We start from the raw sequence: 24,258 nt of genomic DNA, 5'->3' as shown, positions 1-24,258 counted from the left end.
CATAACTGATGCTGCTGATCCGTTGCCCTTACTGCAATGAAACCCTGCCCGAGGCGGAGTTCACCTACGCCGGCCAGGCCCACATCGTTCGCGCGTCCGATCCTTCGTCACAGACCGACGAGCAGTGGGAGGAGTTTCTGTTTATCCGCGCCAACGTCAAAGGCCCGCACTACGAACGCTGGCGGCACCTGCATGGTTGCGGCCGGTTTTTCAACGCGGTGCGCGACACGGTCAGCGATCGGTTCCTGACAACCTATGCAGCGGGCGAGCTGCGCCCCGATCTTGCTACATTGCCCGGCCTGCCAGCCGGTTCGGAGGTGCTGAAATGAACCAGTATCGCGTTTCGGATCGCGGCCGGGTAGACACCGGACGTCCTGTTGTCTTCAGCTTCGACGGCAAGACTTATCACGGCGCAAAGGGCGACACGGTAGCCTCGGCGCTGCTGGCGAACGGCGTTCATCTGATGGGGCGGTCGTTCAAATATCACCGTCCACGCGGCCCTATTGCCGCGGGTTCGGAGGAGCCCAATGCGCTGATCGGCACGCGGCGCGGCCCTGGCCGCTTCGAGCCGAATACCCGCGCTACCGTTCAGGAAATCTGGAACGGGCTCGAAACCAACTCGCAGAACAAGTATCCCAGCTTGAAATTCGACGTGGGGGCGGTCAACGACGCCGCCTACATGCTGTTTTCGGCGGGCTTCTATTACAAGACGTTCATGTGGCCCAAGAGTTTCTGGAACAAGGTCTATGAGCCCTTCATCCGCGCGGCTGCCGGTTTGGGCGTGTCTCCCAAGGAGACGGATCCAGACACCTATGCGTCGCGCAACATGCATTGCGACGTCTTGATCGTCGGCGCCGGACCGGCGGGGCTGGCGGCAGCGCGCGCGGCAGCGGTCGATGGCCTGAAGGTCGTCGTCGTGGACGAAAACGGTGAAGCTGGCGGCACGCTTCTGTCCGAGCCGCAGGCCCATATCGGCGGACGCCCGGCATGGGACTGGCTGGCTGCCGAGTTGAAAGCTCTCGATGATCTGGGCGTCAAAATCATGACCCGGACCACAGCAATCGCCTATTACCACCAGAACATGATCGGCTTGTGCCAACGCTTGACCGATCACCTCGAGGCCCTGCCCAAAGATACGCCACGCGAACGCCTGTGGCGGGTGCGGGCGCGCCAGGTCGTGCTGGCGCAGGGTGCGCTTGAAAAGCCGCTGGTCTTCCATGGCAACGACCGTCCGGGTGTGATGCTGGCCGGTGCGGCCCAAACCTATCTGAACCGCTATGGCGTCAGGGTCGGCAATATGCCTGTCGTCGTCACCAGCCATGACAGCGCGTGGTACGCAGCCTTCGATCTTCACGGCGCGGGCGCCCGCGTCCAGGCGATCGTAGACACCCGTAACAACGTACGGGAGGAACTGGTGAACGAGGCCCGCGCCTTGGGAATTCCGGTCAAGCTGTCTCATACGGTAACGTCGACCTCGGGGCGTCTGCGCGTCAACTCGGTCGGCGTCAGCCGGGTCGACGGCCAGACGGTCCACTCGGGGCATAGGATCAAATGCGATGCCGTGCTGATGTCGGGCGGCTGGACACCCTCCTTGCATCTTTTTTCGCACACCCAGGGCAAGATCGCATGGGACGACGAACGCACGACTTTCCTGCCGGCGCTCACCCGAGAGGATTGCGTGATCGCTGGAGCCGGACGAGGGCTCTGGGGCATCGAAGCGGCATTGAAAGATGGCGCCGAGCGCGGTCGCGAGATCGCTGCCGCCCTCGGCAAAACCGGTGCGTCGATCGGCTATGCCGTAGATCATGACCGGACCGGCACTGGCGTGTCACACACGGAGCTGCCGACCGACCGCAATCCGGGCAAGGCCAAGGCTTTCGTCGACTACCAGAACGACGTGACCGCCAAGGACCTGCGTCTGGCCGTCCGCGAGGGCATGCGCTCGATCGAGCATGTCAAGCGCTACACGACCAACGGCATGGCGACCGATCAGGGAAAAATGTCGAATATCAACGGTCTGAACATCGCTGCCGATGCGCTCGGCAGACGTCAGCCCGAGGTTGGTCTGACCACCTTCCGTCCGCCCTATACGCCGACGACTTTCGGAGCTTTTGCAGGTTATCATCGCGGCGTTCATTTCGAGGTCACCCGCAAAACGCAGATCGACTCGTGGGCCGAAGCGAAAGGCGCGGTTTACGAGCCGGTCGGACAGTGGCGGCGCGCCTGGTATTTTCCGAAGCCGGGCGAGGATATGGACGCTGCCGTGAGCCGCGAATGCCGGGCCGTGCGCAAAAGCCTTGGCATCTTCGATGCGTCGACTCTCGGCAAGATCGAGGTCGCAGGTCCCGATGCGGTCGAATTCATGAACCGTATGTACACCAACCCCTGGTCGAAGCTTGCGCCGGGGCGATGCCGCTACGGTCTGCTTTTGGGCGATGACGGTTTTATCCGTGACGATGGTGTCATCGGCCGCATGACCGAGGATCGCTTCCACGTCACAACCACCACCGGCGGCGCGGCGCGTGTGATGAATATGATGGAAGACTACCTCCAAACCGAATGGCCCGGCCTCAACGTCTGGCTGACCTCGACCACCGAGCAATGGTCCACCGTTGCGCTGAATGGCCCGAATGCGGCGAAACTGCTGGCGCCGCTGGTCGAGGGGATCGAACTGACGGAGGAAGCCTTCCCGCATATGTCCTGCGTCGAATGCACCGTCGCCGGGATGCCTGCACGACTGTTCCGTGTCAGCTTTACCGGCGAGATCGGCTTCGAGGTCAACGTGCCCGCGCCTCTCGGGCGCAGGCTATGGGAGACGCTCTGGGAAGCAGGCCAGTCATATGGCATCACCGCCTATGGCACCGAAACGATGCACGTTCTGCGAGCCGAAAAGGGCTACATCATCGTTGGTCAGGATACTGACGGCACCGTCACGCCCTATGATGCGGGTATGGGCTGGGCCGTGGGCAAGAACAAGCCGGATTTTGTCGGCAAGCGTGGCTTAGCGCGCCCGGATTTGGTGGCCAAAGGCCGCAGGCAGCTTGTCGGCCTTCTCACCGAGGATCGCTCGAAGCTGGAAGAAGGAGCGCAGATCGTCTTCGACCCGAAGCAGGCAATTCCGATGACGATGGTGGGGCATGTGACCTCTTCCTATCATTCGGACGCAGCCGGCCAGCCGATCGCGCTGGCGCTTGTCGAGGGAGGCCACGACCGGATTGGAGAGACGGTCTACATCCCGATGCCCGACCGCACCATTGCCGCGAAAATTGCCGGGACCGTGTTTGTCGATCCCGAAAACACCCGCCTGAAAATCTGACCCGGAGATGAAGATGAGCACGCAGATTTCTTCTCTGACACCCGGCGTCCTGGTCGAAACCGGAGCCGTACGGGTCGCAGTCTTGCCGGAGCGGGGACAGTTGTCGCTGCGCTCCCGCGGCGACCCTGCGGCGCTGAACAAGGCTCTCGGTCTGACGCTTCCTGATCGGATCGGCCGGCGCGTCATCGCCGGCGAAACCGAAGTCATCCGGCTAGGTCCCGACGAATGGACGATCCTCGTCCCCGTCGGTGAGGTGACTGGGCTTATTGCCGCCTGTGACGCAATCTATGTCGAGCATCCCCACAGCCTTGTCGATATTTCAGGGCGTGAGATCACGCTTGAGATCGAGGGCCCGAAAGCGGTGGAGCTGCTGGCGCTCGGCTGCGCCCGCGACGTCGAGATCATCCCGGTCGGTGAGGGTCGCAGGACGGTTTGCGACGGAACGACGGTGATCTTGTGGCGCGATTCCGGGGACCGCTTCCGTATGGACATCTGGAATAGTTTCGCACCGCACCTCGGCCATCTGTTTGAAATCGGCAGCAAGGAACTTGCTGCAGAAATCGCCTTATCCTGAAAGGAAAATCCAATGTTTGACCGTTTGTCACAAACCACCGTTTCCGACGTGGCGGTTGCCAGCGCCATCGCCGAAGAACTTGAGCGGCAGAAGACCCAGATCGAGCTGATCGCTTCGGAGAACATCGTTTCTCGGGACGTTCTGGCGGCGCAAGGATCGGTTCTGACAAACAAATATGCCGAGGGCTACCCAGGGAAACGCTACTACGGCGGCTGCGAATTCGTCGACAAGGTCGAGCAGGTGGCCATCGACCGGCTGAAGCAGCTCTTCGGAGCAGAATTCGCGAATGTGCAGCCGCATTCCGGCGCGCAGGCCAATCAAGCGGTCTTCCTTGCGCTTCTGCAGCCCGGAGATCGGATCATGGGTCTGTCGCTCGCCCATGGCGGGCACCTCACCCACGGATCGCCGGTGACCATGTCGGGTAAATGGTTTGATGTGGTCTCCTATGAAGTCGATGCCGACACACATCTCATCGATATGGAAAAGGTCCGCGAGAAGGCTCTGGAGACGAAGCCAAAGTTGATCGTCGCAGGTGCCTCGGCCTATCCGCGCCAGATCGACTTTGCCGGATTTCGCAAGATCGCCGACGAGGTCGGGGCCTATTTGATGGTCGACATGGCCCACTACGCCGGTCTGATCGCAGGCGGCAAATATCCGAACCCGGTGCCCCACGCCCATGTCGTCACCTCGACCACCCATAAGACCCTGCGCGGGCCGCGCGGGGGTGTCATCCTGACCAATGATGCCGACCTGGCGAAGAAACTGAACTCCGCCGTTTTCCCCGGCAATCAGGGTGGCCCCCTGATGCATGTCATTGCTGCCAAGGCCGTGGCGTTTGGTGAAGCGCTGCGGCCTGAGTTTGCTGATTACGCCGGCCAGGTCATCTCCAATGCCCAAGCCCTGGCAAGAGTTCTGAAGGACGGTGGCCTCGGGATCGTTTCGGGTGGTACGGACAGTCACATGGTCCTGGTTGATCTGCGCCCGAAAGGCGTAACCGGCAAGGTGGCTGAAATTGCGCTGGAACGCGCGGGCCTGACCTGCAACAAGAACGCAATCCCGAACGATCCGGAAAAGCCCTTCGTTACCTCAGGAATTCGTTTGGGGAGTTCGGCTGGAACCACGCGCGGCTTCGGTGAAGCCGAGTTCGAAAAGATCGGCGTGCTGATCCTGACTGTTATCGATGCGCTGTCGCAGAACCCGGAGGGCATCGCCGAGTCCGAGGCGGAGGTGCGCACACAAGTCCGCGCTTTGTGCGAGGCTTTTCCGATCTACGGTTCGTAAATGAACCCATCGGTCTTCGAGATCGGGATTGCGTGGTGCCGCGGATATAGGCATTGCCGGCAATCTCTGATCTACCGCGCCGCGCGTCTGAAAAGACGCGCAAAGGACGCTGTAGCACTTTGAATTGCTGCATAATTTTATCCGTAAATCGATTCCGATTTACGGAATTATGCAGTAGTCTCGCACTCTCTCCGCCGGGCAGTTCAGCCGCAGGCTCATGACATTCGAAACGAGCGAGAGCTGTACTTTCATGACCACTCACCGCTTCATTCCGACGAGCTTTCACAATGTCATCGGCTCTCTTTCGCCGGCCCTGCACATCGCCGACGGCGATACCGTCGTCACCGAGACGCTCGACGCCGCTGGGCATGACAAGGACGGCATCAAGCAGGCATCCGGCCCCAATCCGATGAACGGCCCGATCTTCGTGGAAGGTGCTGAGCCCGGGGATGCGCTGAAGGTCGAGATCATCAGCATGATCCCGACCAAGGACACGGGTTTCACCCGTAGCGTCGTCGCGGCCAATGTGGTCGATCCAGAGGCGGTTCGTGACCTGCCGCCGCGCGATATCGCCATCTGGGCGATCGACCGTGAGGCCTTGACCGTCCGGCTTTCCGAGCCGGTCGGCGGCCTCGAAAATTTCGTTCTGCCTCTCGCCCCGATGATCGGCTGCTTCGGCGTGGCGCCCAGCCTCGGCCAGGCGATATCGACCGCAACCAGCGGCGAATATGGCGGCAACATGGATTATCGGTTGTTCGGCCCCGGCACCACGGTCCGCTTGCCCGTAGCGGCCCCCGGCGCCTTGTTCTTTCTCGGCGACTGCCATGCCGTGCAAGGGGATGGCGAAATCGTCGGAACCGGCGTCGAGACGACATTCGAGGTCACGGTACGGCTGACGGTGGAAAAGAAGGCCGGACTGGTCTGGCCGCGCGGAGAAACGGCCGAAGACATCTTCACCATCGGCAACGCCCGGCCCCTCGATCAGGCGCTCCAGCACGCCACCAGCGAAATGTTGAATTGGCTGGCAGCGGATTACGGCCTGGACAGAACGGCGGCCAGCCATCTGCTCGGCCAGGTGGTGCGCTATGATGTCGGCAATGTCTTCGATCCGGCCTATACGATGGCTTGCCGTGTTGCCAAGAAATGGCTGGTTCGCCGATAGAGGGTCCCCGGCAGGACTCCTCCCCATGCGTGATTGAGGCTATCGTGACACAGCCTGCCGGATGTCGGGACGAAATGGTTCAAGGGCAGCGGAAAGCCCCGTGCGGCCACGGCGGATTTCACCGACGCCGGCTTCCGCTCCGATCAGACCTTTGTTGTGCGCATCGCCGAGCCTGACGATCAGATCGGCGTAACTTTCCGAAAGTCCTGCGCGGATCAACGTTGCCGGCCAATCGGCACGCGGCAGTTCGTGTGCGACGACGCGCCGAGTCGATAACCGCCCCACGGCCGCAGCGATCTCAAGCGCCGTGTATTCGCGCGGCCCCTCGCCATGGACGATCCGCGGCGAAGGGCCATGATCCTGGTCAGCCAGCAGAAGGTCGGCGGCCATATCACCGATATCGGCGGCGGAGACGGTCGGGAAGGGTCGCGCCAGCGGCTGGTGCATGCTCGGCATCACGCCGGTCTCGCCGGCGATCTTCAGGTAGCGTGCCCAGTTTTCCATATGTTCGGCCGAACGCAGGAAGCTCACCCTGGTGCTGCAGCGCCGGAACCGCTCCTCCATCGCGCGGAACAAGCTGGTAATGCCGGTATCGATCGTCAGATGCGCGCCGTAATCCGAGATCGCCAAGATGCGCGGCGGCCGGGCGGCATCGATCGCCTCCGCCATCCGCTCGATCGACTGCAGCATCTGGCGGCTGGCATCGGCGGCGCGCGGATCGATCGGGCAGATGAGCTGTACAGCCGTCGCATCTTTCATCGCGGCGGCCATGGCTTCGACATCGCCGACCTCGGCCATGGCGATCTCGCATCCGAGTGCCGCAAGGAGCGCAGCCTTGGCGGGATCACGGAGCACCGCCCTGACGGGGGCGCCCTCGGCCCGAAGCCTTGTTATCGTTGCCTTGCCGACCTTGCCGGTGGCGCCGAAGATGACAAACATGATCATTCCTTCCTCTGTTCGCTGTCGAAGGAAGATGTACTGCCGCCAGGGGCATTGCCTGCGCATTCAGCCGATCCGTTGCAGGATCGGCCACTTTTCGTCAATTACGCAGGCGGGCGATGGTGCCGGGGCTGACGCCAAGCAGCCGCTTCATGCTGTTTGCCATATGGCTTTGATGCGCGAAGCCTGCTTCCAGCGCGATTTGGCTCAGCGGCAGGCTGGAGCTCCGGATCAGTGCCTCGGCACGCGAGATCCGGCGATGCATCACATACTGATGCGGCGGCATGCCGAAACTGTTTCGAAACTGCGTCTTCAGGTGCGAGAGGCTCAGTCCGGCAAGACCTGCCAGTTCTGCAAGGGAAAGCGACGTGTCGAGATTATCCTCGATGTAGTCGGTGAGCATCCGCTTCTGACGGGGCGAGAGCGCTCTGCCGTTATCCACCGGACGGGAGGTATCGCTGCCCGCCTCGACCAGACGGAGCGCCAAGGCTGTCGCCAGCGTATCAGCATAGAGATTGTCGGACGGCACATCCGCCTCGAGTTCCGCCTTCAAGGCCCAGACGATTGCCTCGAGCCGCGGATCGCGGAGTTGAAATTGCGGCACGATTGCCGTCGCGGGATCGCGGCCGAGGTCGATGGCAGCCCGATGGAAAAGATCCTTGCTGATCTTCAGCCGCAGGATCATGCATTCGCGGTCGTCCTCCCAGACGCCATCGAGGCCGGCTGGCACCACGTCGATATCGCCATGCTTCTGCAGTCGGCGATGCTCCCGCCCGTCACAGCGGCATTGCGCCCGCACCGGTCGGCCGACATGGATTCCGAGGCGATGATAGGGCGTGCCTGAAATATGCGTGCGGCCGGGCGGAATGCGCAAAAGCTCGGCCTCCAGACCGCGCCAGGCACGGCCCTTGCTCGTTGCGAGGATTGTCGCGCTTTCTGTTTGCGGATGATCGTTCATCGGTCCGTTCCGTTCGCTCTTGAATGGGACGGAGACTATCGCAAGCGCCACTGCCGCGGCAAGAAACGGTGTAGCCGGCGCGGGCGAGTTTTCTCAATCGCGCCGCGACAGGAAACCAGAAACGGTCGCCAGGCAAAGCTGCTTTTCCTCGACATGCGGCATGTGGCTGGAATTTTCGAAGAGCACCCATTCGCAGCCCGGAACGCGTTCGAGATAAGGCCTTACCACCAAGGGTGTCGCCTCGTCGTATTTTCCCGAGATCAGCAGCGTCGGGGCTTCGATGCGGTCGAGCCTGTTCTCGATCGTCCAGTCCTTCATGGTGCCGATGACGTGAAATTCGGTCGGGCCGTTCATGTTACGGTAGACCGTGTTGTCCTCGTCCATGATCGCGAAGGTCCGCGCCACTTCAGGCGGCCACGGCACCACCCGGCAGACATGGCGGTCATAGAAGACACGCGAGGCGGCGATATATTCCGGATCGGTGAGGCTTCCCGCCAGTTCATGCTTCAGCAGCGTGTCCTGCACCTCTTTCGGCAGTTCCTGCCTCAGCCGGTTCGCCTCCGAAACCCAGGTGTGCATGTTGGCCGGCGAGTTGGCGATAACAAGTGCCTTCAGGCCTTGCGGCCGGCGCACCGCATGTTCGGCACCAAGCATGCCGCCCCAGGACTGGCCGAGGAAGGCGTAACGATGCTGAATGCCGAGATGGGAAAGCAGCGCGTCCAGCTCCTCGAGGAACAGGCCGACCGTCCAGAAATCCGGGCCCTTTTCCGGAAGTCGGGTGGAATTGCCATTGCCGAGCTGGTCGTAATGGATGACCGGACGGCCGTCGAGGGCGGCGATATCCTTGAAGGAATCGACATAATCATGGGTGCAGCCGGGCCCGCCATGGGCGACGACGAGAGGCAGCTTGCTGCTCTCCAGCGAACCGGTGACGCGATACCAGGTGCGATAGTCGCGAAAGGGCAGATAGGCTTCGTTGGTCGTGACTTCGCCCACGGGCATCTCCATCTCTTGGCGTCATGAAAAAAATCATAACGCGCCGGCAACGGCGAAGGCAGCTATCACAAGTTATAGGGTGGCCAATTATGGGTCGGCCGGTCTTCGAGCAAGCGGTAATGGGTGGCGCGCACCACGGCCTGGGTGCGGTTGCGGGCGCCGAGTTTCTTTGTCGCGGCGTTCAGATGCATCACGACAGTCGGTACGGAACGGTCGATGATGCGGGAAATTTCCTTGGCGGAGTAGCCTTCCGCCGAATGGCGCAGGCATTCCCGTTCCCGCTCGGTCAGGCGGATCGTGCCGACGCTCTTCGCCCGCGTATCGAAAAGCGAATAGGCGGTCTCATGGAAAACATGGGCAAGCAGGTTGAAGTCGGCGATATAGCGCAGTGCGTGCCGTTCGAAATCTTTGTTCCGGCCGAAGCGGATGCCGGTGACGGTGGCATAGTCGCCGCGTGGCATATGAACCGGAACGGTGACGCCGGTCGACATATCGCGTTCGCTCAAATAGCGCGTCACCGGCGCGGTGTCGTCGGTCATGAAACGGTTGATCAGCGTGTCGGCGTCCGGGTCATAGTTCCAGAAGAAAGGTGCGGAGGTGCGCAGCGCCACCTGCTGCACCGGATCGATACGGAAATAGCCGCGATTGAACCAGTAGTCGTGCATGTCGTCTGAAATATTCCGCAGCTTCAGCAGCGATGGTATCATGATCGCGCCGTCGAGATCGTAAGGCACCGGTGTATAATCGTAGATCAGCGCCTCGAAGCCGATCTGCTTCATCGCCTCGAAGGCCTGGTCGATCCGGCCGTCCAGCGTTTCGTGCGCTGTAAACTGCCGTCTGATCGTTCCAATGTCGTCGAGAATGGGGTCGTCAAGAATGGGGTCGTCAAGCATGAGCTGCTCCCGGGTTCGGCATTACGGCCCACCCTATCACTTCTTATAGCTGGCACTGAATGCGGTTTAAGGTAAAAATTTAGCCGTGCCCAAATATTGAGCAAGCGAAATCTTCTGCCGGAGCGATCAATGTGGCGTGAAATACGGCCGGACGAGCGATTCGAGATTGATGTCGATGGCTATCGCGTCGTTGCCTATAGCTTCGGGACCGGCAGCGAGACGGTTTTCTGCCTGAACGGCGGGCCGGGTCTGCCCTGCGATTACCTGCGCGAAGCGCATTCCTGTCTCACCGACAAGGGCTATCGTGTCATCGCCTTCGATCAACTCGGCACCGGCGCTTCCGACCGGCCGGACGATCTCACGCTCTGGACGATCGGCCGTTATGTCGAGGAGACGGAGACGGTGCGTAAAGCGCTGGGGCTCGGCAAGGTCCACATGCTCGGTCATTCCTGGGGCGGCTGGCTGGCGATCGAATATGCGCTGACCTATCCCGAAAACCTCAGGACGCTGATCCTCGAAGATACCGTCGCCGACATGCCGCATCTGATCTCGGAACTGGAACGGCTGCGCGCAGCGCTCGGTCCCGAAACCGTGGCGATGATGCAGAAGCACGAGGCGCAGGGCACCTACAATCATCCGGAATATCTCGCCGCCGTCACCATCCTCAACTACCGCCATGTCTGCCGTCTGCCGGAATGGCCGGCGCCGGTGCGCCGCTCGCTCGACGATTGGAACATGGCGCCCTATGAGACGATGCAGGGGCCGAACGAGTTTCTCTATATCGGCAACCTCAAGGACTGGAACCGCATCCCCGATCTGCCGCGGCTGACGCTGCCGGTGCTCATCACGACGGGAGAGCATGACGAGTTGACGCCGGCCTGTGCGCTCAGGATGAAGCTTGCACTGCCGGATGCCGAGCTGAAGGTATTTGCCAATGCCAGCCACATGCCGTTCTATGAGAACCCGCAGGATTATTATCCGGCGCTTCTCGATTTTCTCGCCCGGCACGAGGCAGGCTGATGCAACAGGAAGCCGACCGAACCAGACGAAGACAAAGGGGCGATCGCCGACATGCATCGCTATAAATTCGTTCTGACGCGACCGCTGCAGTTCCTGCCCGTCATCTTCGGTATCAGCGTCATCACGTTCATTCTGGTCCGGCTGATCCCCGGTGATCCCGCACGCAACATCCTCGGCACGCGCGCGACGCCGGCGGCTCTCGCCAGCATTCGCGCCCAGTACGGCCTCGACCAGCCGATATGGCTGCAATATGTCTATTTCCTCAAGAACCTCGCCAATGGCGAGATGGGCAAGTCGATCCTCTACAAGATCGACGTGCTGAAGCTGATCGTCACCCGCATCGAGCCGACGCTCGCCCTCGTCGTCTCCAGCGTCGTGCTGTCGGTCCTGATCGCGGTGCCGATGTCGGCGATCGCCGCGCGCAATGCCGGCCGGGCGCCGGATCATGCGGTGCGCATCGTCTCGACCTTCGGCATCGGCTTTCCACCCTTCTGGCTGGGGCTGATGCTGATCATCCTCTTCAGCGTCGAACTCGGTGTGCTGCCGGTTTCGGGCTATGGTGCGACGATCGGCGAAAAGCTGTCGCATCTGGTGCTGCCGAGCCTGACGGTCGCACTATCGCTTTCGACCGTGCTGACGCGCAGCCTGCGGGCGGCGATGATCGAGCAGCTGAAATCGGATGTCGCGACGGCGGCGCGCGCCCGCGGCATGCCCGAAGGCATCGTCTTCTGGCGACATGTGCTGCCGAATTCTCTGGTGCCGACCATCAATCTGCTTGCCGTCAATATCGGCTGGCTGATCGGCGGCACGGTGGTGGTCGAGAGCGTCTTTGCGCTGCCCGGCATGGGACAGCTGCTCGTCAGGGCGATCTTCTCACGCGACTACATGGTGGTCCAAGGCGTCGCCATGGTCTTTGCCTGCGCCACCGTGCTCATCAACTTCATCGCCGACATCGTCACTGTCGCCATCGATCCAAGGGTGAAGCTATGAGCATCGAGGTGATCGCCCCCGCCTCCCCCGGCTGGCGCCGGTTCTTCGGCCGGCGGCCGATGCTTGCGCTCAGTGCCGGCCTGCTGCTGTTCTTCGTGCTGCTGGCGATCGGCGCGCCCCTCGTCGCGCCCTACGATCCGATCATGCAGAATGCCGAGGTACGCCTGCAGGCGCCTTCATTGTTGCATCCCTTCGGCACCGACAATTTCGGCCGCGATATCCTCTCCCGCGTCATCTGGGGCGCACGCCTCGACCTGCAGATGGCGCTGATCGGCGTCATCTTCCCCTTCCTGATCGGCACGACGGTCGGCACGATTGCCGGCTTCTTCGGCGGGATCGTCGATGCACTGTTCATGCGTCTTGTCGATATCATCCTCGCCTTTCCCTTCCTCGTGCTGATGCTGTCGATCATCGCGATCCTCGGCCCGGGCCTTGGCAGTTTCTATATCGCCATGGCGCTGGTCGGCTGGGTCTCCTATGCGCGGCTGATCCGGGCGCAGATGCTGGTTCTGAAAGGCAGCGACTATGCCGTTGCCGCCGTCAGCCTCGGCTTCAGCCGCCCGCGCATCATGTTCCGCCACCTTCTGCCGAACGCGATCGCGGGTTCGATCGTCTTTTCGATGTCCGATGCGACGCTGGTGCTGCTTAGCGGCGCTGCCGTCAGCTATCTCGGCCTCGGCGTCCAGCCGCCGATCGCCGAATGGGGCGTCATGGTCGCGGAAGGACAAAGCTTTATCACCACCGCATGGTGGATCACTTTGTTTCCCGGCCTCTCCATCGTCTGCCTCGCCTTCGGCTTCAGCATGCTGGGCGATGCGCTCGGCGAACTGCTGGGGGTGCATGAATGAGCGGCTCCGTGCTGTCCGTCCGTGATCTCACCGTCAGGGCACATGTCGATTCCGGTCCGCGCACGCTGCTCGATGCGGTGTCGCTCGATCTCGGCAAGGGCGAGATTCTCGGTCTCGTCGGCGAGAGCGGCTCGGGCAAGAGCCTGTTCTGCCGTTCCCTGGTGCGCCTGCTGCCCTCCTCGCTGCTGAAGATCGAAAGCGGTAGCGTGCTGCTCGAAGGGCGCGACCTCATGCGGATCGACGATGGCGAGATGCTGAAAGTGCGCGGCGGCGAGATCGGCATGATCTTCCAGAACCCGACCAGCCATCTCGACCCGGTCATGCGGATCGGCGACCAGATCGCCGAGGGCATCCGCTATCACCAGGGCCTCGGCGCCCGCGAGGCTCGCGCCGCGGCAACGGAAATCCTGGCGCAGGTCGGTTTTCCCGATCCCGTGCGCCAATACGACAGCTACCCGCACGAATTTTCCGGCGGCATGCGGCAGCGGGCGATGATCGGCGTGGCGCTGTCCTGCAATCCGAAGATCCTGATCGCCGACGAGCCGACGACGGCGCTCGACGTGACTATTCAGGCGCAGATCCTGCGGCTGTTGATTGACATTCGCGACCGGCGCGGCCTGTCGATCATTCTGATCACCCACGATCTCGGTATCGTCGCCCAGACTTGCGACCGCATCGCCGTGCTGCGCGGCGGCAAACTGCTCGAAGAGGGGCCGAAGCGGACGATTCTGGCGCGACCTCAGCATCCCTATACGATCAATCTGATCAACAGCCACCCTTCCATCCCGGGCGACACGGCCGCGCCGCTGCTCGAGCTTGCAGCTGCCAGCCAACCGGCGAGGCCATTGCTCGAAATCGACGATCTCCATGTGCGCTTCAGAGCGGGTGGCGCCCTGCTCAGGGGCGGTGCCAAGACGGTCAGCGCCGTTGCCGGCGTCAGCCTGCAGATTATGCCGGGCGAGACGGTCGGCATCGTCGGCGAATCCGGCAGCGGCAAGAGCACGCTTGCCCGCGCCGTGCTCGGCCTCACCCCGCTTTCCTCGGGTCACGTCACCTTCGACGGCGTCGATCTGGCGCTGCAGAAAAGCGCTGGCCTGGCAAAGCTCAGGCGCGAGACGGCGATGGTGTTCCAGGACCCCTATAATGCGCTCAATCCCAGACTGACGATCGGGCACATGCTGGCCGAGGTGCTGAAGGTGCAGGGCAAGGTCGCCAAGGCCGATATCCCTGTTCGAATCGGCGAACTGCTCGATCTCGTCGGCCTCGAACGCGAATTCGCCGGCCGCAAACCGCGCAGCATGAGCGGCGGCCAGTGCCAGCGCGCCGGCATCGCCCGAGCCCTCGCCGTCGATCCCAAGCTGATCATCGCCGACGAATGCGTGGCGGCCCTCGACGTCACCATCCAGGCGCAGATCATCGAGCTCTTCCGCGATCTCACGGCGAAGATGAACCTCACGCTGATCTTCATCGCCCATGACCTCGCAATCGTCCGCAATCTCTGCGAACGCGTCGTCGTGATGTATCGCGGCGAGATCGTCGAGGAAGGTCGCTCCGAAGAAGTCTTCGCGCGGCCGAAGCATCCTTATACGGCGGCGCTGATCGCCGCCATTCCCGACATCGATCCTGACAAGCGGCTGCTGCAAGGCGCCGACGGCAAGGACGATCCGCATTCGATGCCGATTCAATCAATCAAACGCATGCCATAACAACGAAGGGAACGAACTCATGACAAATAGGTGGAAATCAATCGGGCTTGCAGCCCTGCTCGCCGGTCTGACGCTCAGCGCAAGTTATGCCGAGGCCGCCGGCGTGCTCACCATCGGCCGCCGCGAGGATTCGACGACATTCGATCCGATCAAGACCGCGCAGAACATCGACAACTGGGTGTTCTCCAACGTCTACGACGTGCTGATCCGCGTCGACAAGACAGGCACGAAACTGGAGCCGGGCCTTGCCGAAAGCTGGACCACCTCGGATGACGGGCTGACCTACACGTTCAAGATCCGCGACGCAAAATTTTCCGACGGTTCGCCGCTGACGGCGGAAGATGCGGCCTACAGCCTGCTGCGCATCCGCGATGACGCTGCCTCGCTCTGGAGCGATTCCTACAAGGTGATCGACACGGCCGTGGCGACCGACGCGCACACGCTGACGATCAAGCTCAAGAACCAGTCCGCGCCGTTCCTTTCGACGCTGGCGCTGCCGAATGCCTCGGTCATCTCCAAGAAGGGCATGGAATCACTGGGCGCCGATGCCTATGGCGAAAAGCCGATCGCATCCGGCGCCTTCGTGGTCGAGGAATGGCGGCGCGGCGACCGCGTCATCCTGAAGAAGAACCCGAATTTCTGGCAGGCCGACCGCGTCAAGCTCGACGGTGTCGAGTGGATCTCGGTGCCTGACGACAATACCCGCATGCTGAACGTCCAGGCGGGCGAGCTGGACACGGCGATCTTCGTTCCCTTTTCTCGCGTCGAGGAGTTGAAGAAGGACCCGAACCTCAATGTCGATATCGACGCTTCGACCCGTGAAGACCATCTTCTGATCAACCATGCGCATGGCGCGCTCGGCAAGAAGGAAGTCCGCCAGGCGCTTGATCTCGCGATCGACAAGAAGGCGATCGTCGATACCGTCACCTTCGGCCAGGGCACGGTCGCCAATTCCTATATTCCGAAGGGCGCGCTCTATTATTATGCTGACAATCTGCAGCGGCCTTATGATCCCGAAAAGGCAAAGGAGCTGCTGGCCGCCGCCGGCGCCTCGGACCTGACGCTGAATTACCTGGTGCGTGCCGGCGACGAAGTCGACGAACAGACGGCCGTGCTCGTCCAGCAGCAGCTGCAGAAGGCCGGCATCACCGCCAATCTGCAGAAGGTCGACCCGAGCCAGGAATGGGACATGATCGTTGCCGGCGACTACGACGTCTCGGTCAATTACTGGACCAACGACATTCTCGATCCGGACCAGAAGACCACCTTCGTCCTCGGCCACGATTCCAACAACAACTACTCGACCAATTACAAGAACGAGGCGGTGAAGGAACTGGTGGCCAAGGCGCGTCTCGAGCTCGACCCGAAGAAGCGCGAGCAGATGTATGTCGATCTGCAGAAGATGGCCAAGGACGACGTCAACTGGATCGACCTCTATTACAGCCCCTATATCAACGTCTCGCGCAAGAATATCGAGAACTTCTACCAGAACCCGCTCGGCCGTTTCTTCCTGGAAGACACGGTCAAGAACTGAGTTCGGGCAGCATGCAGATGCTCCGTCGCCGTAAAGGCGGCGGAGCATCATTTGTTGCTGCGACACGTGGCTGGGGGGCCGCTTGCTTACTCGGCGGCCGCGAGCTTGTCCTGCGTCCTGGTGTCGAAGTCGCTGGCGTCGTGGCGCTCGTGCAACTGGCTCGATGGCTCGCCGGAGAGGCGGTTGACCATCCGGCCGCGTTGCACGGCTGGCCTGCTGTGGATGGTGTCGGCCCAGCGCAGCACGTTCTTATAGTCCTCGACCTGCAGAAACTCGGCCGCGCCGTAGGTCCAGCCCTTCACCAACCCGCCATACCAGGGCCAGACGGCAATATCGGCGATCGTATATTCGCTGCCTGCCAGATACTCGCTTTCGGCAAGGCGACGATCGAGCACGTCGAGCTGACGCTTCACTTCCATGGCGAAGCGGTCGATCGCATATTCGATCTTCGTCGGCGCATAGGCGTAGAAATGGCCGAAGCCGCCGCCGAGATAGGGCGCGCTTCCCATCTGCCAGAACAGCCAGGACAGGCATTCGGCCCGCGCGCTCGGCTCAGTCGGCAGGAAGGCGCCGAATTTTTCAGCGAGATAGGTGAGGATCGCACCGGATTCGAAGACACGGATCGGCTTTGGCCCGCTGCGGTCCATCAGCGCCGGTATCTTGGAATTGGGATTGACCGCGACGAAGCCGCTGCCGAACTGGTCGCCATCGCCGATCTTGATCAGCCATGCATCGTATTCGGCACCGCTATGGCCAAGGGCCAGCAGTTCCTCGAGCATGATGGTGACCTTCTGGCCGTTCGGCGTTCCGAGCGAATAGAGCTGCAGCGGATGGCGGCCGATCGGAAGCTCCTTGTCATGCGTCGGTCCCGCGATCGGGCGATTGATGCTGGCGAACTGGCCACCATTCGCCTTGTTCCAGGTCCAGACCTTCGGGGGTGTATAATCGGGAGAACCGCTCATCTTTCAAACTCCTGGCATTGATAGGACAGAGCGCGACGCCAGTTGGGCTGCCGCATTTTTCCTGACATAGCAGAGGCGACGAGGTTTTGTCAGAGGTGTCGAAGCGCTTCACACAATCGTCAGAGCGCCGGCCATATATCAATTTACGCTGTGAACACTAGGGTTTTGTAAGTACCAAAAATTGGTATATTGGGCTCAAAGGAGATTTCAGGATGGCTAGAAATACGTCCATATCGCTCGGCGACCATTTCACCAGCTTCATCGATACGCAAGTTCAGGCTGGCCGCTATGGTTCAGCCAGCGACGTCGTCCGGGCAGGCCTCCGCCTACTTGAAGAACACGAAGCCAAAGTGAAGGCATTACAGGACGCCTTGATTGAAGGCGAGGAATCCGGCCCTGCCACGCCCTTCGATTTCGATGCGTTCAACGCTCGCAAACGGGCGGCGTTCAATGCGAAATGACCGGCATCATATTTTCTCCCGCCGCGCAAACCGATATTGACAAGATTTGGGATTACACAGCGACGAGTTGGAATGTCGATCAGGCAGAGCGTTATATTCAGGACATAAGAGACGCCTGTCAGGAACTGGCGGAGGGAACACGGGTGAGCCGCCCCTCAGATATTCGGAAAGGGTACAGAAAGGTCTCCGCTGGCGCTCATTTTCTGTATTTCAAAAGCAATGATGCGGGCCAGATCATCATCGTGCGCGTCCTTCATCAAAGAATGGATGTAGCCAAGCATCTGTAAGGCTGTTGCGGGGATTCCTTGACTATTGCGGTCAGCTACCGGGGCGGCCGATGATCTCGTCCAGCTGCTCGACGAGCACGCGGCTGCCCTCCACGTCGTTCGCCATCCTGGAGAAGACGTCCGCCATGCCGCGGAAGATGGTCGCTGCCGGATCATTCTCGCCGAGGAAATCGGCAATCTCCTGCATTTCGGCAACCCACCGATAGGCTTTCGGATACATGTCGGGTATGGATCCCGACAGCCTGCGATCGATGTCGGGAAGGCTTTCGGAGAGCTCGGCTTTCAGGCTTTCGGCCGCACCGGAACGCGATGCGGCAAGCAGCATGGCGGTGCCAAGGCCGACAAATCCCTTGTTGATGCCGGCATAACACATCTTCAGTGCCGAGGCGGCGCCGAGCGGTCCGTCGAGCCTGCGGATCCGCAGGCCGCAATCCTCGAGCGGCCGGCTTCGCTCGGCAATATCGCCGCTGATATAGATGGTCGGACCTGATTTGCCGGTGACCGGCGGCCCGCCGATGATCGCACCGTCAAGCACCTCGACGCTGCTGCCTTCGAACCGTGCCGCCAAAGCCTGCATGGTTTTCGGCGCAATCGCGTTGAGGTCGATGAAGGGCGGCGGCGCCTGCATCGCCGACGATATGTCCGCGACGAGTTCGGCGACCTTGATCGCCTCCGCCGGTGGAACGATCGACAGGATCAGCTCGGCCTTCGTCAGTTCCTGGCGGCCGACCGGCACCATGCCGGCTGCCTTTGCCCGCGCGATCGTCTGCTCGCTCCTACCCTCGAGATAGGTCAGCACCGTAGCGCCGTGGTCGATCAGCCGTTTGGCGACAGCACTTCCCATCGCGCCCGATCCAATAATCGCAAAATTCGGCATGTGAACCTCAATCAGTGACGACATCACGTGAGAGTATTTCCGATTTTCTCCGAGTCACGCGAATTGGACGGCTGGAAAGTAACCGTGCTCGCCATGAACGGGATGGCCTTTGATCGAACGGGACTTAATCAGCGAGCGGGGTCAATCCAACCTCGCCGCCGCCAAGGCGCGCGGCGCCCAAACTGAGCGTCTGGAAATAACCTTGGAGTGTCATTCCGCCCCTAGCCGGAACCGACCCCGAATTGTCAAACAACGAAGGGGCGGACGGCTGGTTGCGGGTTTGATATATTGTAAGTTACTTTATTAGATTATGGCATTCCGATTAATGATCTCGGGGGATGCAAGCGCCATGTATGTCACTCTCCGAGTTGCTCAGTTGGTCCATCGCACTTGTCATTTTGGCTCTCTCGGGCAGGCGGCCATCTATCAGAACTTTATGGCGAGGCTAAGGATTGGCCCCTGCTGGACAGTGTCGAAGATGAAGCCGTCGTCGCTGTAATCGACGCCCACGGCACGGTATCCCGCAATCGCCGATATCTTGTCGTTGAAGTCGTAGCCGATGCCCATCGCCACATCCCAGTCGATGTCCGCGCCGCCTCCGCCAACTAGGCCCCAACCCGTGAGGTAGACCTCTGGGGTCAAAGAGTACTTCCCCCGCAGACCGACCATGCCATCTACCCATGTGGCGCTGTCGCTTTGTTCTACTCCTCCGAACAATCCACCCGTAAAGCTGATCGTCGTGTCGACCGACCAGACCTTAATACCGCCCACGACATCCAGATTGCCGTCAGGGCCATCCAGCACCGCGTAGCCAACCCCGAGCAGGCCAGAAAAGGTTTCCGAAGTGACGTTGACTTCTGTGGCGAGGATGCCTGCCGGCGTGCTGGCATCAGCGCCCAGTTTTACGTAGATCACATCGGCGATGACGCTGAAGCGGTCGTATCGGGCTTCGCCTGCCGCCATGAATGCAAAGTCGAGATTGCCGAGGATGTCGCCGAAGTCGGCGTCGATGTGGACAGTGGGAAGGCCGAACTGCGCCGTGTCCCCCGACAGGCCCGACATCCAGAAATAAGGTGCGACGGTAAAGGTCCAGCCGTCCTGCGCCTCGGCAGGTTGGGGCTGCTGGGTGAGGAGCGGAGAGACGTCGGCGGCCTGCGCCGCGGTACCGATCAGCACTGCCATCACCCCTGAAATCGCTGTTTTCAAGTAATTCCTCATTGACCTTCCCCCTCCGGTGGTTGTGCGATGCGCGATATATCGGATCGCCTCTCCAACCTATTTGAAACACATTTCTTCACCGCGTCTCTCTGCATTGCCCGCTGTCGTGGCTGACTTGCCGTCCCTTGCTTTCCGTTCCTGGTTGCATGAGTGCCCCTACCTCCCACATTATGAGCCCGGTTTCCTGGCCACCCGCGACGCCGAACAGTCCATCGCCTATCCTCGATTCCCTGCTGCAATCTACACTCCCGAATATGTTCCGTCGACATGCGAAGGACGTCGGAGGTCCGAGCGGTGTCTTCGTCCAGAGGCGACGGCGGAGGCACACCTAGGCGACGTGTCGCCAAAGTCGCTGAGCCAGTTTGCGGTATCCGCGATAGGCAGTTCCGTCGTTTCGAGTCACCATGAATGCGGGACTAGTCCGACACTTCGAAAAAGCCCTCGGGTGTCGACGGCGGTTCGGAAAGTATGAGGCGGAATGCATCGGTCATGAATAGCGGCGGCGCCGCTTGCGCTGCCAGCTCCGCGATCCTGGCCTGAAGTTCCTTCACTTTTGCGGGATTCGCTTCCGCGAGGTTTTTGGCTTCCGACGGGTCAGCCGCCAGATCGAACAATTCCAAGGTTCCGGGTATGAGCGCCTGCCATACCAGCTTCCAGTCTCCCTGGCGCACCCCAGCAGCCCACGGCTGCACGTTGTAGACGACTTCGGTGCGCGGCGAGACCTTCCCTTCGCTGATCGCCCCCCACACATCGAGGCCGTCCAGCGGCTTGGTCTTGTCGAGCGTGCCGCCAGCGAGGCCGACAAGCGTCGGATAGATATCGACGACATGCATCATCCCATCGACCTTCCCGGGCTTGATTTTTCCGGCCCAATTCGCGAGCGCGACAACGCGGGTGCCGCCTTCGTAGATCGTTCCCTTGCCGTCGCGATAGGAGCCGTTGTTGGGCGGGAGTTCGCCGGTTACCTTCGATTCGCCGGTGAACTTCGCTGAACGCGTTCCACCATTGTCGCTGTGGAATACAATCAGTGTGTTTTCACGCATTCCTCGCTTGTCGAGCGCTTCGAGCACGTGGCCGATCTGATCGTCCATGGCGGTGATCATTGCTGCGTAAGTGCGCCGCGACGTATCGGCGATCTCCGGATAATTGTCGAGATACTCGTCAGGCACCTGGTATGGCGTGTGCGGCGCGGTAAAGGCGAGGTAGAGGTATAGTGGTTTGCTGAGATCGTGTTCTTCAATCCGCTTGACCGCTTCGTTGCCGAAAAGCGTCGTGTCGTAGCCTTCTTCTTCAATGCGATCGTTGTTGCGATACCAATCACCCTCGCCATGCGCTTCGTGCTTGAAATGGTCGATCTCGCCCACCATCGCGCCATAGAAATAGTCGAAGCCGCGCTGACGTGGCCAATATTCCGGCTTGGCGTGGCCGATGTGCCATTTCCCGACGAGCGCGGTTTCGTATCCGGCGTCTTTCAGTGCCTGAGGCAGAAGCCATTCGTCCACCGGTACCCCATAGAGGCCCCCGGAGGGAATGACCGCCGTTTGAAACCCGGTACGGAGTGGATAACGCCCCGTTAGCATCGCGGCGCGCGTCTGTGAGCACATCGGCTGCGCGTAGAACTGCGTCAGCTCCGCGCCTGTTTCCGCCAAACGGTCGATGTTCGGCGTTTTGATGTCGGAGCCATGAAATCCGACATCCTTCCAACCTTGATCGTCCGAAACAATGTGGATGATATTCGGCTGTGGTTCTGCGGCCATTGCGGCCATCCCCGAACCGAATGCGCCGCGAAGAACCGGCAGGCCGAATCCGCCCGTGGCGACGGCGCCTGCCGCGACGAGTGCGCTGGCGCTCAACAAGAGTTCACGGCGCTGCAACCCTGTCTTCGGCTGCGTCCCTGTGGGGGTCTGCGAGCTACTGGTCATCTGACGTCTCCTCTCACTATGCATCGGAAGCCGACATGGCTAGTTGAAGTATCGATTGGCTGGGGGTAGCGCGCCGCCGGGCGATAGCGACGGCAGTAGTTTGGAGCGCAGAGATGCGAGCCGCCTTTCAGAACCTTGCGCGGAATCCTGATCTCCGGCTGGCGCGGATCGTAGCTGTCCAACTCGCGACCGCCGCGCGGGTTTTCCGGAATGCAGCAGGCTTTGGGCGCATCGGCTGGATGCTCCGAAGTGTACCAGTCAGAAGTCCATTCCCAGGTGTTGCCGATCATGCTCAGGAGCCCGTAGCCGTTTGGCGGGAATGCGTTGACAGGGCAGGTCCGCTCGTAGCCATCAGCGGCCAGGTTCTGGTGCGGGAACTCGCCCTGCCAGGTGTTGGCCATGTGGCGACCGGCAGGTGTGAACTCGTCGCCCCAAGCGAATTCGGCGTTCTCAAGACCGCCGCAGGCTGCATATTCCCATTCGGCTTCAGTCGGCAGTTCCATGCCGGCCCATTCTGCATAGGCAAGTGCGTCCGTATGGGCGATTTGAACGACCGGATGGGTTTCCTTCTTGAACAGGCCGCTGCTGAGGCCGAGCGGATGCCGCCAGCTTGCCCCTTTGACGAAGGCCCACCAGTTGTTCGGATTTCTCAAATCGACTGGCCCTGAGGCCCTCTGGAACACCAGCGATCCGGCGTAGAGCATGTGCGGAAGCGCTCCTGGATAATCTCTCGCATCGGGAACCTGCTCGGCGATCGTTACATAGCCGGTAGCCTTGACGAACTGTTTGAACTCTCCGTTGGTGACCGGCACCCTGTCCATCCAGAAGTCGTCGACAGTCACGCGATGGGACGGAGCCTCCTCTGGGTAATGCGTGTCCGACCCCATGCGGAAAGTGCCCCCGGGGATCAAGACCATGTTTGTGTCGGACGTGTTCGCTGCCACAGGTCCAGCTGTCAGTTCGGCAGGGGCAAGTTTTGTCATGGCTTTCGTCGTTTCGTCGTTGATCGCAAGCCTTCGACCGTGAGGCCAAGAAAGGTTCGGTTCGAGCGATGGCGACAAGTCACCGCTAAACTCCTTCCGGTGATAAGTCTTACCGAGAAAAGGTGGCTGCGCTATTGTCCTTAGGGGAAGATGGTTTTCGGAAGTGGCGAGGCATGCCTTGTTGGCTGGGGAGCGCACATGGACCGCTTTCAGCCAGTTGAGGAATCAGCCAGTGCTTTGGTGACAGCGCCAATCAACGAGGCCGCTGGAAACGGCTTGTGAAGATAGGCGATGCAACCTGCTTGAACCGCCTCGAGTTCGAGCGCGTCATCATCGACGGCGGTAATGAAAACGACTGAGAGCGTGGAGTCAGATTGTTTAAGCCGGTGCCGAAGCTCGATGCCTGACATGCCATCAAGATGGATATCGAGCACGATACAGCCTATCTTGATCGTGGCGTCGCGGTTGAGAAAACTTTCCGCCGACCTAAATCCTTTGGTCGGGAACCCATGAGCGTTGAGCAAGCGCTCGACGCTTGTCCGCATGCTCTGGTCGTCTTCCACGACAGCCACTGTGGGCGGCGAACTTTCCACCGTGTGCCTTTCCCTAACCAGCCGGCGATATGGCCACTTCCAATCTTACCGATCGTAGGCTCAACAACGGACCGCGGATATTGTCCTATGGGGAAGTGCCGGATTTTTATTGCCGGGCGGTCATGCCGCCGGATCGACAAGTCCCAATCGCTCGGCAATCGACACTGCCTCGGCAAGTGAACCCACTCCAAGTTTTTCCATGACACTGTGCCGGTGTGCCTTGACAGTTCTCTCCGACGTGCTGAGATCGTAGGCGATCTGTTTATTGCGCTTGCCGCGGACAATCCGGTCGAAAACTTGGTATTCACGCGGCGTTAGGGCGGCGACGAGGGCGTGGAGAGAATGAACATGGTCCTGCTGGGTACGCCGCTTTTCATACTGCAGCAGCGCCCGTTCGATAGCCCCTAGCAATGCCTTGTTGGATGCATGCTTCTCTAGGAAATCTTCGGCGCCTGCCTTCATCGCTCGAACGCTGTCCTCGATTTCGGCTTGACCGGTGAGAAACACGATAGGCAGCAGCGGTGCCTTCTGTGCGAGACGGCCCTGCAGTTCTGACCCGCTCAGGCCAGGCATTTGCAGATCGAGCAGAATGCATCCAGGTTCCGAGCCTGTCAGACGCGTTAAAATATCGTCGCCCGACTCATAAGAAATTACTCGAAAGCCCGAGGCCTCCAGCAATCGTCCGACCGCGATGCGAAACGACTTGTCGTCATCGACAATATGAACGATTGGTCCCAC

At 60.9% G+C, this 24,258-nt stretch carries 23 protein-coding genes; 12 read left to right on the top strand and 11 right to left on the bottom strand.

Translation table 11 applies throughout. The features are described 5' to 3' along the window. The first annotated feature begins 8 nt into the window (after positions 1-8). The 5 genes from HX898_RS27205 to HX898_RS27185 all read left to right on the top strand — a co-directional run bounded on the left by HX898_RS27205 (position 9) and on the right by HX898_RS27185 (position 6,333). Positions 9-329: a sarcosine oxidase subunit delta gene (locus HX898_RS27205; RefSeq protein WP_171599565.1), complete on the top strand. Its 321-nt coding sequence runs from the start codon at positions 9-11 to the stop codon at positions 327-329. Next, complete coding sequence (locus HX898_RS27200; RefSeq protein WP_180196315.1) at positions 326-3,316, top strand: sarcosine oxidase subunit alpha; 2,991 nt, start codon at positions 326-328, stop codon at positions 3,314-3,316. Before HX898_RS27205 ends, HX898_RS27200 begins: the two co-directional genes overlap by 4 nt. 13 nt (positions 3,317-3,329) lie before the next feature. Continuing rightward, positions 3,330-3,890: a sarcosine oxidase subunit gamma family protein gene (gene soxG, locus HX898_RS27195; protein WP_180196314.1), complete on the top strand. Its 561-nt coding sequence runs from the start codon at positions 3,330-3,332 to the stop codon at positions 3,888-3,890. Positions 3,891-3,902: 12 nt separating this feature from the next. Continuing rightward, on the top strand, positions 3,903-5,171 hold the full coding sequence (gene glyA, locus HX898_RS27190) for a serine hydroxymethyltransferase (RefSeq protein ID WP_171599562.1): 1,269 nt from the start codon (positions 3,903-3,905) through the stop codon (positions 5,169-5,171). Between the two features lie 250 nt (positions 5,172-5,421). Then, positions 5,422-6,333 carry an acetamidase/formamidase family protein gene (locus tag HX898_RS27185; RefSeq protein ID WP_138334141.1) on the top strand — a complete coding sequence of 304 codons (912 nt, stop codon included), beginning with the start codon at positions 5,422-5,424 and terminating at the stop codon, positions 6,331-6,333. A gap of 39 nt (positions 6,334-6,372) precedes the next feature. Here the strand turns inward: HX898_RS27185 and HX898_RS27180 are convergent, their stop codons facing one another. From HX898_RS27180 to HX898_RS27165, 4 genes are all read right to left on the bottom strand, one after another. After that, positions 6,373-7,278 carry an NAD(P)H-binding protein gene (locus HX898_RS27180; RefSeq protein ID WP_180196313.1) on the bottom strand — a complete coding sequence of 302 codons (906 nt, stop codon included), beginning with the start codon at positions 7,276-7,278 and terminating at the stop codon, positions 6,373-6,375. A 94-nt stretch (positions 7,279-7,372) separates the two neighbouring features. Further along, positions 7,373-8,230: an AraC family transcriptional regulator gene (locus tag HX898_RS27175; RefSeq protein WP_138334137.1), complete on the bottom strand. Its 858-nt coding sequence runs from the start codon at positions 8,228-8,230 to the stop codon at positions 7,373-7,375. Positions 8,231-8,323: 93 nt separating this feature from the next. Beyond that, the gene (locus HX898_RS27170; protein WP_180196312.1) at positions 8,324-9,226 is read right to left on the bottom strand and encodes a proline iminopeptidase-family hydrolase; all 903 of its coding nucleotides are present in this window, start codon (positions 9,224-9,226) and stop codon (positions 8,324-8,326) included. Positions 9,227-9,291: 65 nt separating this feature from the next. Next, complete coding sequence (locus tag HX898_RS27165; RefSeq protein WP_032988193.1) at positions 9,292-10,089, bottom strand: LuxR family transcriptional regulator; 798 nt, start codon at positions 10,087-10,089, stop codon at positions 9,292-9,294. A 159-nt stretch (positions 10,090-10,248) separates the two neighbouring features. Between HX898_RS27165 and HX898_RS27160 the strand changes: the two genes are divergently transcribed. The 5 genes from HX898_RS27160 to HX898_RS27140 are packed head-to-tail and all read left to right on the top strand — an operon-like array spanning position 10,249 to position 16,217. Further along, the gene (locus HX898_RS27160) at positions 10,249-11,139 is read left to right on the top strand and encodes a proline iminopeptidase-family hydrolase (RefSeq protein WP_171376369.1); all 891 of its coding nucleotides are present in this window, start codon (positions 10,249-10,251) and stop codon (positions 11,137-11,139) included. Between the two features lie 51 nt (positions 11,140-11,190). Further along, positions 11,191-12,129, top strand: a complete 939-nt coding sequence (locus tag HX898_RS27155) for an ABC transporter permease (protein ID WP_180196311.1) — start codon at positions 11,191-11,193, stop codon at positions 12,127-12,129. Continuing rightward, complete coding sequence (locus HX898_RS27150; protein ID WP_180196310.1) at positions 12,126-12,977, top strand: ABC transporter permease; 852 nt, start codon at positions 12,126-12,128, stop codon at positions 12,975-12,977. Before HX898_RS27155 ends, HX898_RS27150 begins: the two co-directional genes overlap by 4 nt. Next, on the top strand, positions 12,974-14,683 hold the full coding sequence (locus HX898_RS27145; RefSeq protein WP_180196309.1) for an ABC transporter ATP-binding protein: 1,710 nt from the start codon (positions 12,974-12,976) through the stop codon (positions 14,681-14,683). Before HX898_RS27150 ends, HX898_RS27145 begins: the two co-directional genes overlap by 4 nt. 19 nt (positions 14,684-14,702) lie before the next feature. Next, on the top strand, positions 14,703-16,217 hold the full coding sequence (locus HX898_RS27140; RefSeq protein ID WP_018484126.1) for an ABC transporter substrate-binding protein: 1,515 nt from the start codon (positions 14,703-14,705) through the stop codon (positions 16,215-16,217). 86 nt (positions 16,218-16,303) lie between these two features. Here HX898_RS27140 and yghU read toward each other — a convergent pair whose 3' ends face one another. Next, on the bottom strand, positions 16,304-17,179 hold the full coding sequence (gene yghU, locus HX898_RS27135) for a glutathione-dependent disulfide-bond oxidoreductase (protein WP_003549352.1): 876 nt from the start codon (positions 17,177-17,179) through the stop codon (positions 16,304-16,306). 212 nt (positions 17,180-17,391) lie between these two features. On the opposite strand from yghU, the gene HX898_RS27130 reads away from it, so the two are divergent. Both HX898_RS27130 and HX898_RS27125 read left to right on the top strand, forming a co-directional pair. After that, positions 17,392-17,640, top strand: a complete 249-nt coding sequence (locus HX898_RS27130; RefSeq protein ID WP_138334129.1) for a type II toxin-antitoxin system ParD family antitoxin — start codon at positions 17,392-17,394, stop codon at positions 17,638-17,640. Then, positions 17,637-17,927 carry a type II toxin-antitoxin system RelE/ParE family toxin gene (locus HX898_RS27125; RefSeq protein WP_138334127.1) on the top strand — a complete coding sequence of 97 codons (291 nt, stop codon included), beginning with the start codon at positions 17,637-17,639 and terminating at the stop codon, positions 17,925-17,927. Before HX898_RS27130 ends, HX898_RS27125 begins: the two co-directional genes overlap by 4 nt. 31 nt (positions 17,928-17,958) lie before the next feature. Here HX898_RS27125 and HX898_RS27120 read toward each other — a convergent pair whose 3' ends face one another. The 6 genes from HX898_RS27120 to HX898_RS27095 all read right to left on the bottom strand — a co-directional run bounded on the left by HX898_RS27120 (position 17,959) and on the right by HX898_RS27095 (position 24,258). After that, positions 17,959-18,804: an NAD(P)-dependent oxidoreductase gene (locus HX898_RS27120; RefSeq protein WP_138334302.1), complete on the bottom strand. Its 846-nt coding sequence runs from the start codon at positions 18,802-18,804 to the stop codon at positions 17,959-17,961. A 426-nt stretch (positions 18,805-19,230) separates the two neighbouring features. Next, on the bottom strand, positions 19,231-19,986 hold the full coding sequence (locus tag HX898_RS27115; protein ID WP_246413408.1) for a hypothetical protein: 756 nt from the start codon (positions 19,984-19,986) through the stop codon (positions 19,231-19,233). Between the two features lie 452 nt (positions 19,987-20,438). Beyond that, positions 20,439-21,944: an arylsulfatase gene (locus HX898_RS27110; protein WP_180196308.1), complete on the bottom strand. Its 1,506-nt coding sequence runs from the start codon at positions 21,942-21,944 to the stop codon at positions 20,439-20,441. Further along, complete coding sequence (locus HX898_RS27105) at positions 21,941-22,861, bottom strand: formylglycine-generating enzyme family protein (protein WP_180196335.1); 921 nt, start codon at positions 22,859-22,861, stop codon at positions 21,941-21,943. The genes HX898_RS27110 and HX898_RS27105 overlap by 4 nt, the downstream gene beginning before the upstream one ends. A 275-nt stretch (positions 22,862-23,136) precedes the next feature. Further along, positions 23,137-23,472: a response regulator gene (locus HX898_RS27100; RefSeq protein ID WP_210258952.1), complete on the bottom strand. Its 336-nt coding sequence runs from the start codon at positions 23,470-23,472 to the stop codon at positions 23,137-23,139. Positions 23,473-23,640: 168 nt separating this feature from the next. Beyond that, entirely contained in the window at positions 23,641-24,258 is a 618-nt protein-coding gene (locus HX898_RS27095) for a response regulator (protein ID WP_348649487.1), read from the bottom strand.

This window comes from Rhizobium sp. WYCCWR 11128, assembly GCF_013416305.1.
GTDB classification, from domain to species: Bacteria; Pseudomonadota; Alphaproteobacteria; order Rhizobiales; family Rhizobiaceae; genus Rhizobium; species Rhizobium indicum.
Note: the sequence above shows the minus strand (reverse complement) of the source record. Positions and strands in the feature narration are given on the sequence as shown.

Coding starts and splice junctions, on each gene's coding strand:
- HX898_RS27205 (WP_171599565.1), top strand. CDS start 9: ATGCTGCTGATCCGTTGCCCTTACTGCAATGAAACCCTGCCCGAGGCG.
- HX898_RS27200 (WP_180196315.1), top strand. CDS start 326: ATGAACCAGTATCGCGTTTCGGATCGCGGCCGGGTAGACACCGGACGT.
- soxG (WP_180196314.1), top strand. CDS start 3,330: ATGAGCACGCAGATTTCTTCTCTGACACCCGGCGTCCTGGTCGAAACC.
- glyA (WP_171599562.1), top strand. CDS start 3,903: ATGTTTGACCGTTTGTCACAAACCACCGTTTCCGACGTGGCGGTTGCC.
- HX898_RS27185 (WP_138334141.1), top strand. CDS start 5,422: ATGACCACTCACCGCTTCATTCCGACGAGCTTTCACAATGTCATCGGC.
- HX898_RS27180 (WP_180196313.1), bottom strand. CDS start 7,278: ATGATCATGTTTGTCATCTTCGGCGCCACCGGCAAGGTCGGCAAGGCA.
- HX898_RS27175 (WP_138334137.1), bottom strand. CDS start 8,230: ATGAACGATCATCCGCAAACAGAAAGCGCGACAATCCTCGCAACGAGC.
- HX898_RS27160 (WP_171376369.1), top strand. CDS start 10,249: ATGTGGCGTGAAATACGGCCGGACGAGCGATTCGAGATTGATGTCGAT.
- HX898_RS27155 (WP_180196311.1), top strand. CDS start 11,191: ATGCATCGCTATAAATTCGTTCTGACGCGACCGCTGCAGTTCCTGCCC.
- HX898_RS27150 (WP_180196310.1), top strand. CDS start 12,126: ATGAGCATCGAGGTGATCGCCCCCGCCTCCCCCGGCTGGCGCCGGTTC.
- HX898_RS27145 (WP_180196309.1), top strand. CDS start 12,974: ATGAGCGGCTCCGTGCTGTCCGTCCGTGATCTCACCGTCAGGGCACAT.
- HX898_RS27140 (WP_018484126.1), top strand. CDS start 14,703: ATGACAAATAGGTGGAAATCAATCGGGCTTGCAGCCCTGCTCGCCGGT.
- yghU (WP_003549352.1), bottom strand. CDS start 17,179: ATGAGCGGTTCTCCCGATTATACACCCCCGAAGGTCTGGACCTGGAAC.
- HX898_RS27130 (WP_138334129.1), top strand. CDS start 17,392: ATGGCTAGAAATACGTCCATATCGCTCGGCGACCATTTCACCAGCTTC.
- HX898_RS27125 (WP_138334127.1), top strand. CDS start 17,637: ATGACCGGCATCATATTTTCTCCCGCCGCGCAAACCGATATTGACAAG.
- HX898_RS27120 (WP_138334302.1), bottom strand. CDS start 18,804: ATGCCGAATTTTGCGATTATTGGATCGGGCGCGATGGGAAGTGCTGTC.
- HX898_RS27115 (WP_246413408.1), bottom strand. CDS start 19,986: ATGGCAGTGCTGATCGGTACCGCGGCGCAGGCCGCCGACGTCTCTCCG.
- HX898_RS27110 (WP_180196308.1), bottom strand. CDS start 21,944: ATGACCAGTAGCTCGCAGACCCCCACAGGGACGCAGCCGAAGACAGGG.
- HX898_RS27105 (WP_180196335.1), bottom strand. CDS start 22,861: ATGGTCTTGATCCCCGGGGGCACTTTCCGCATGGGGTCGGACACGCAT.
- HX898_RS27100 (WP_210258952.1), bottom strand. CDS start 23,472: ATGCGGACAAGCGTCGAGCGCTTGCTCAACGCTCATGGGTTCCCGACC.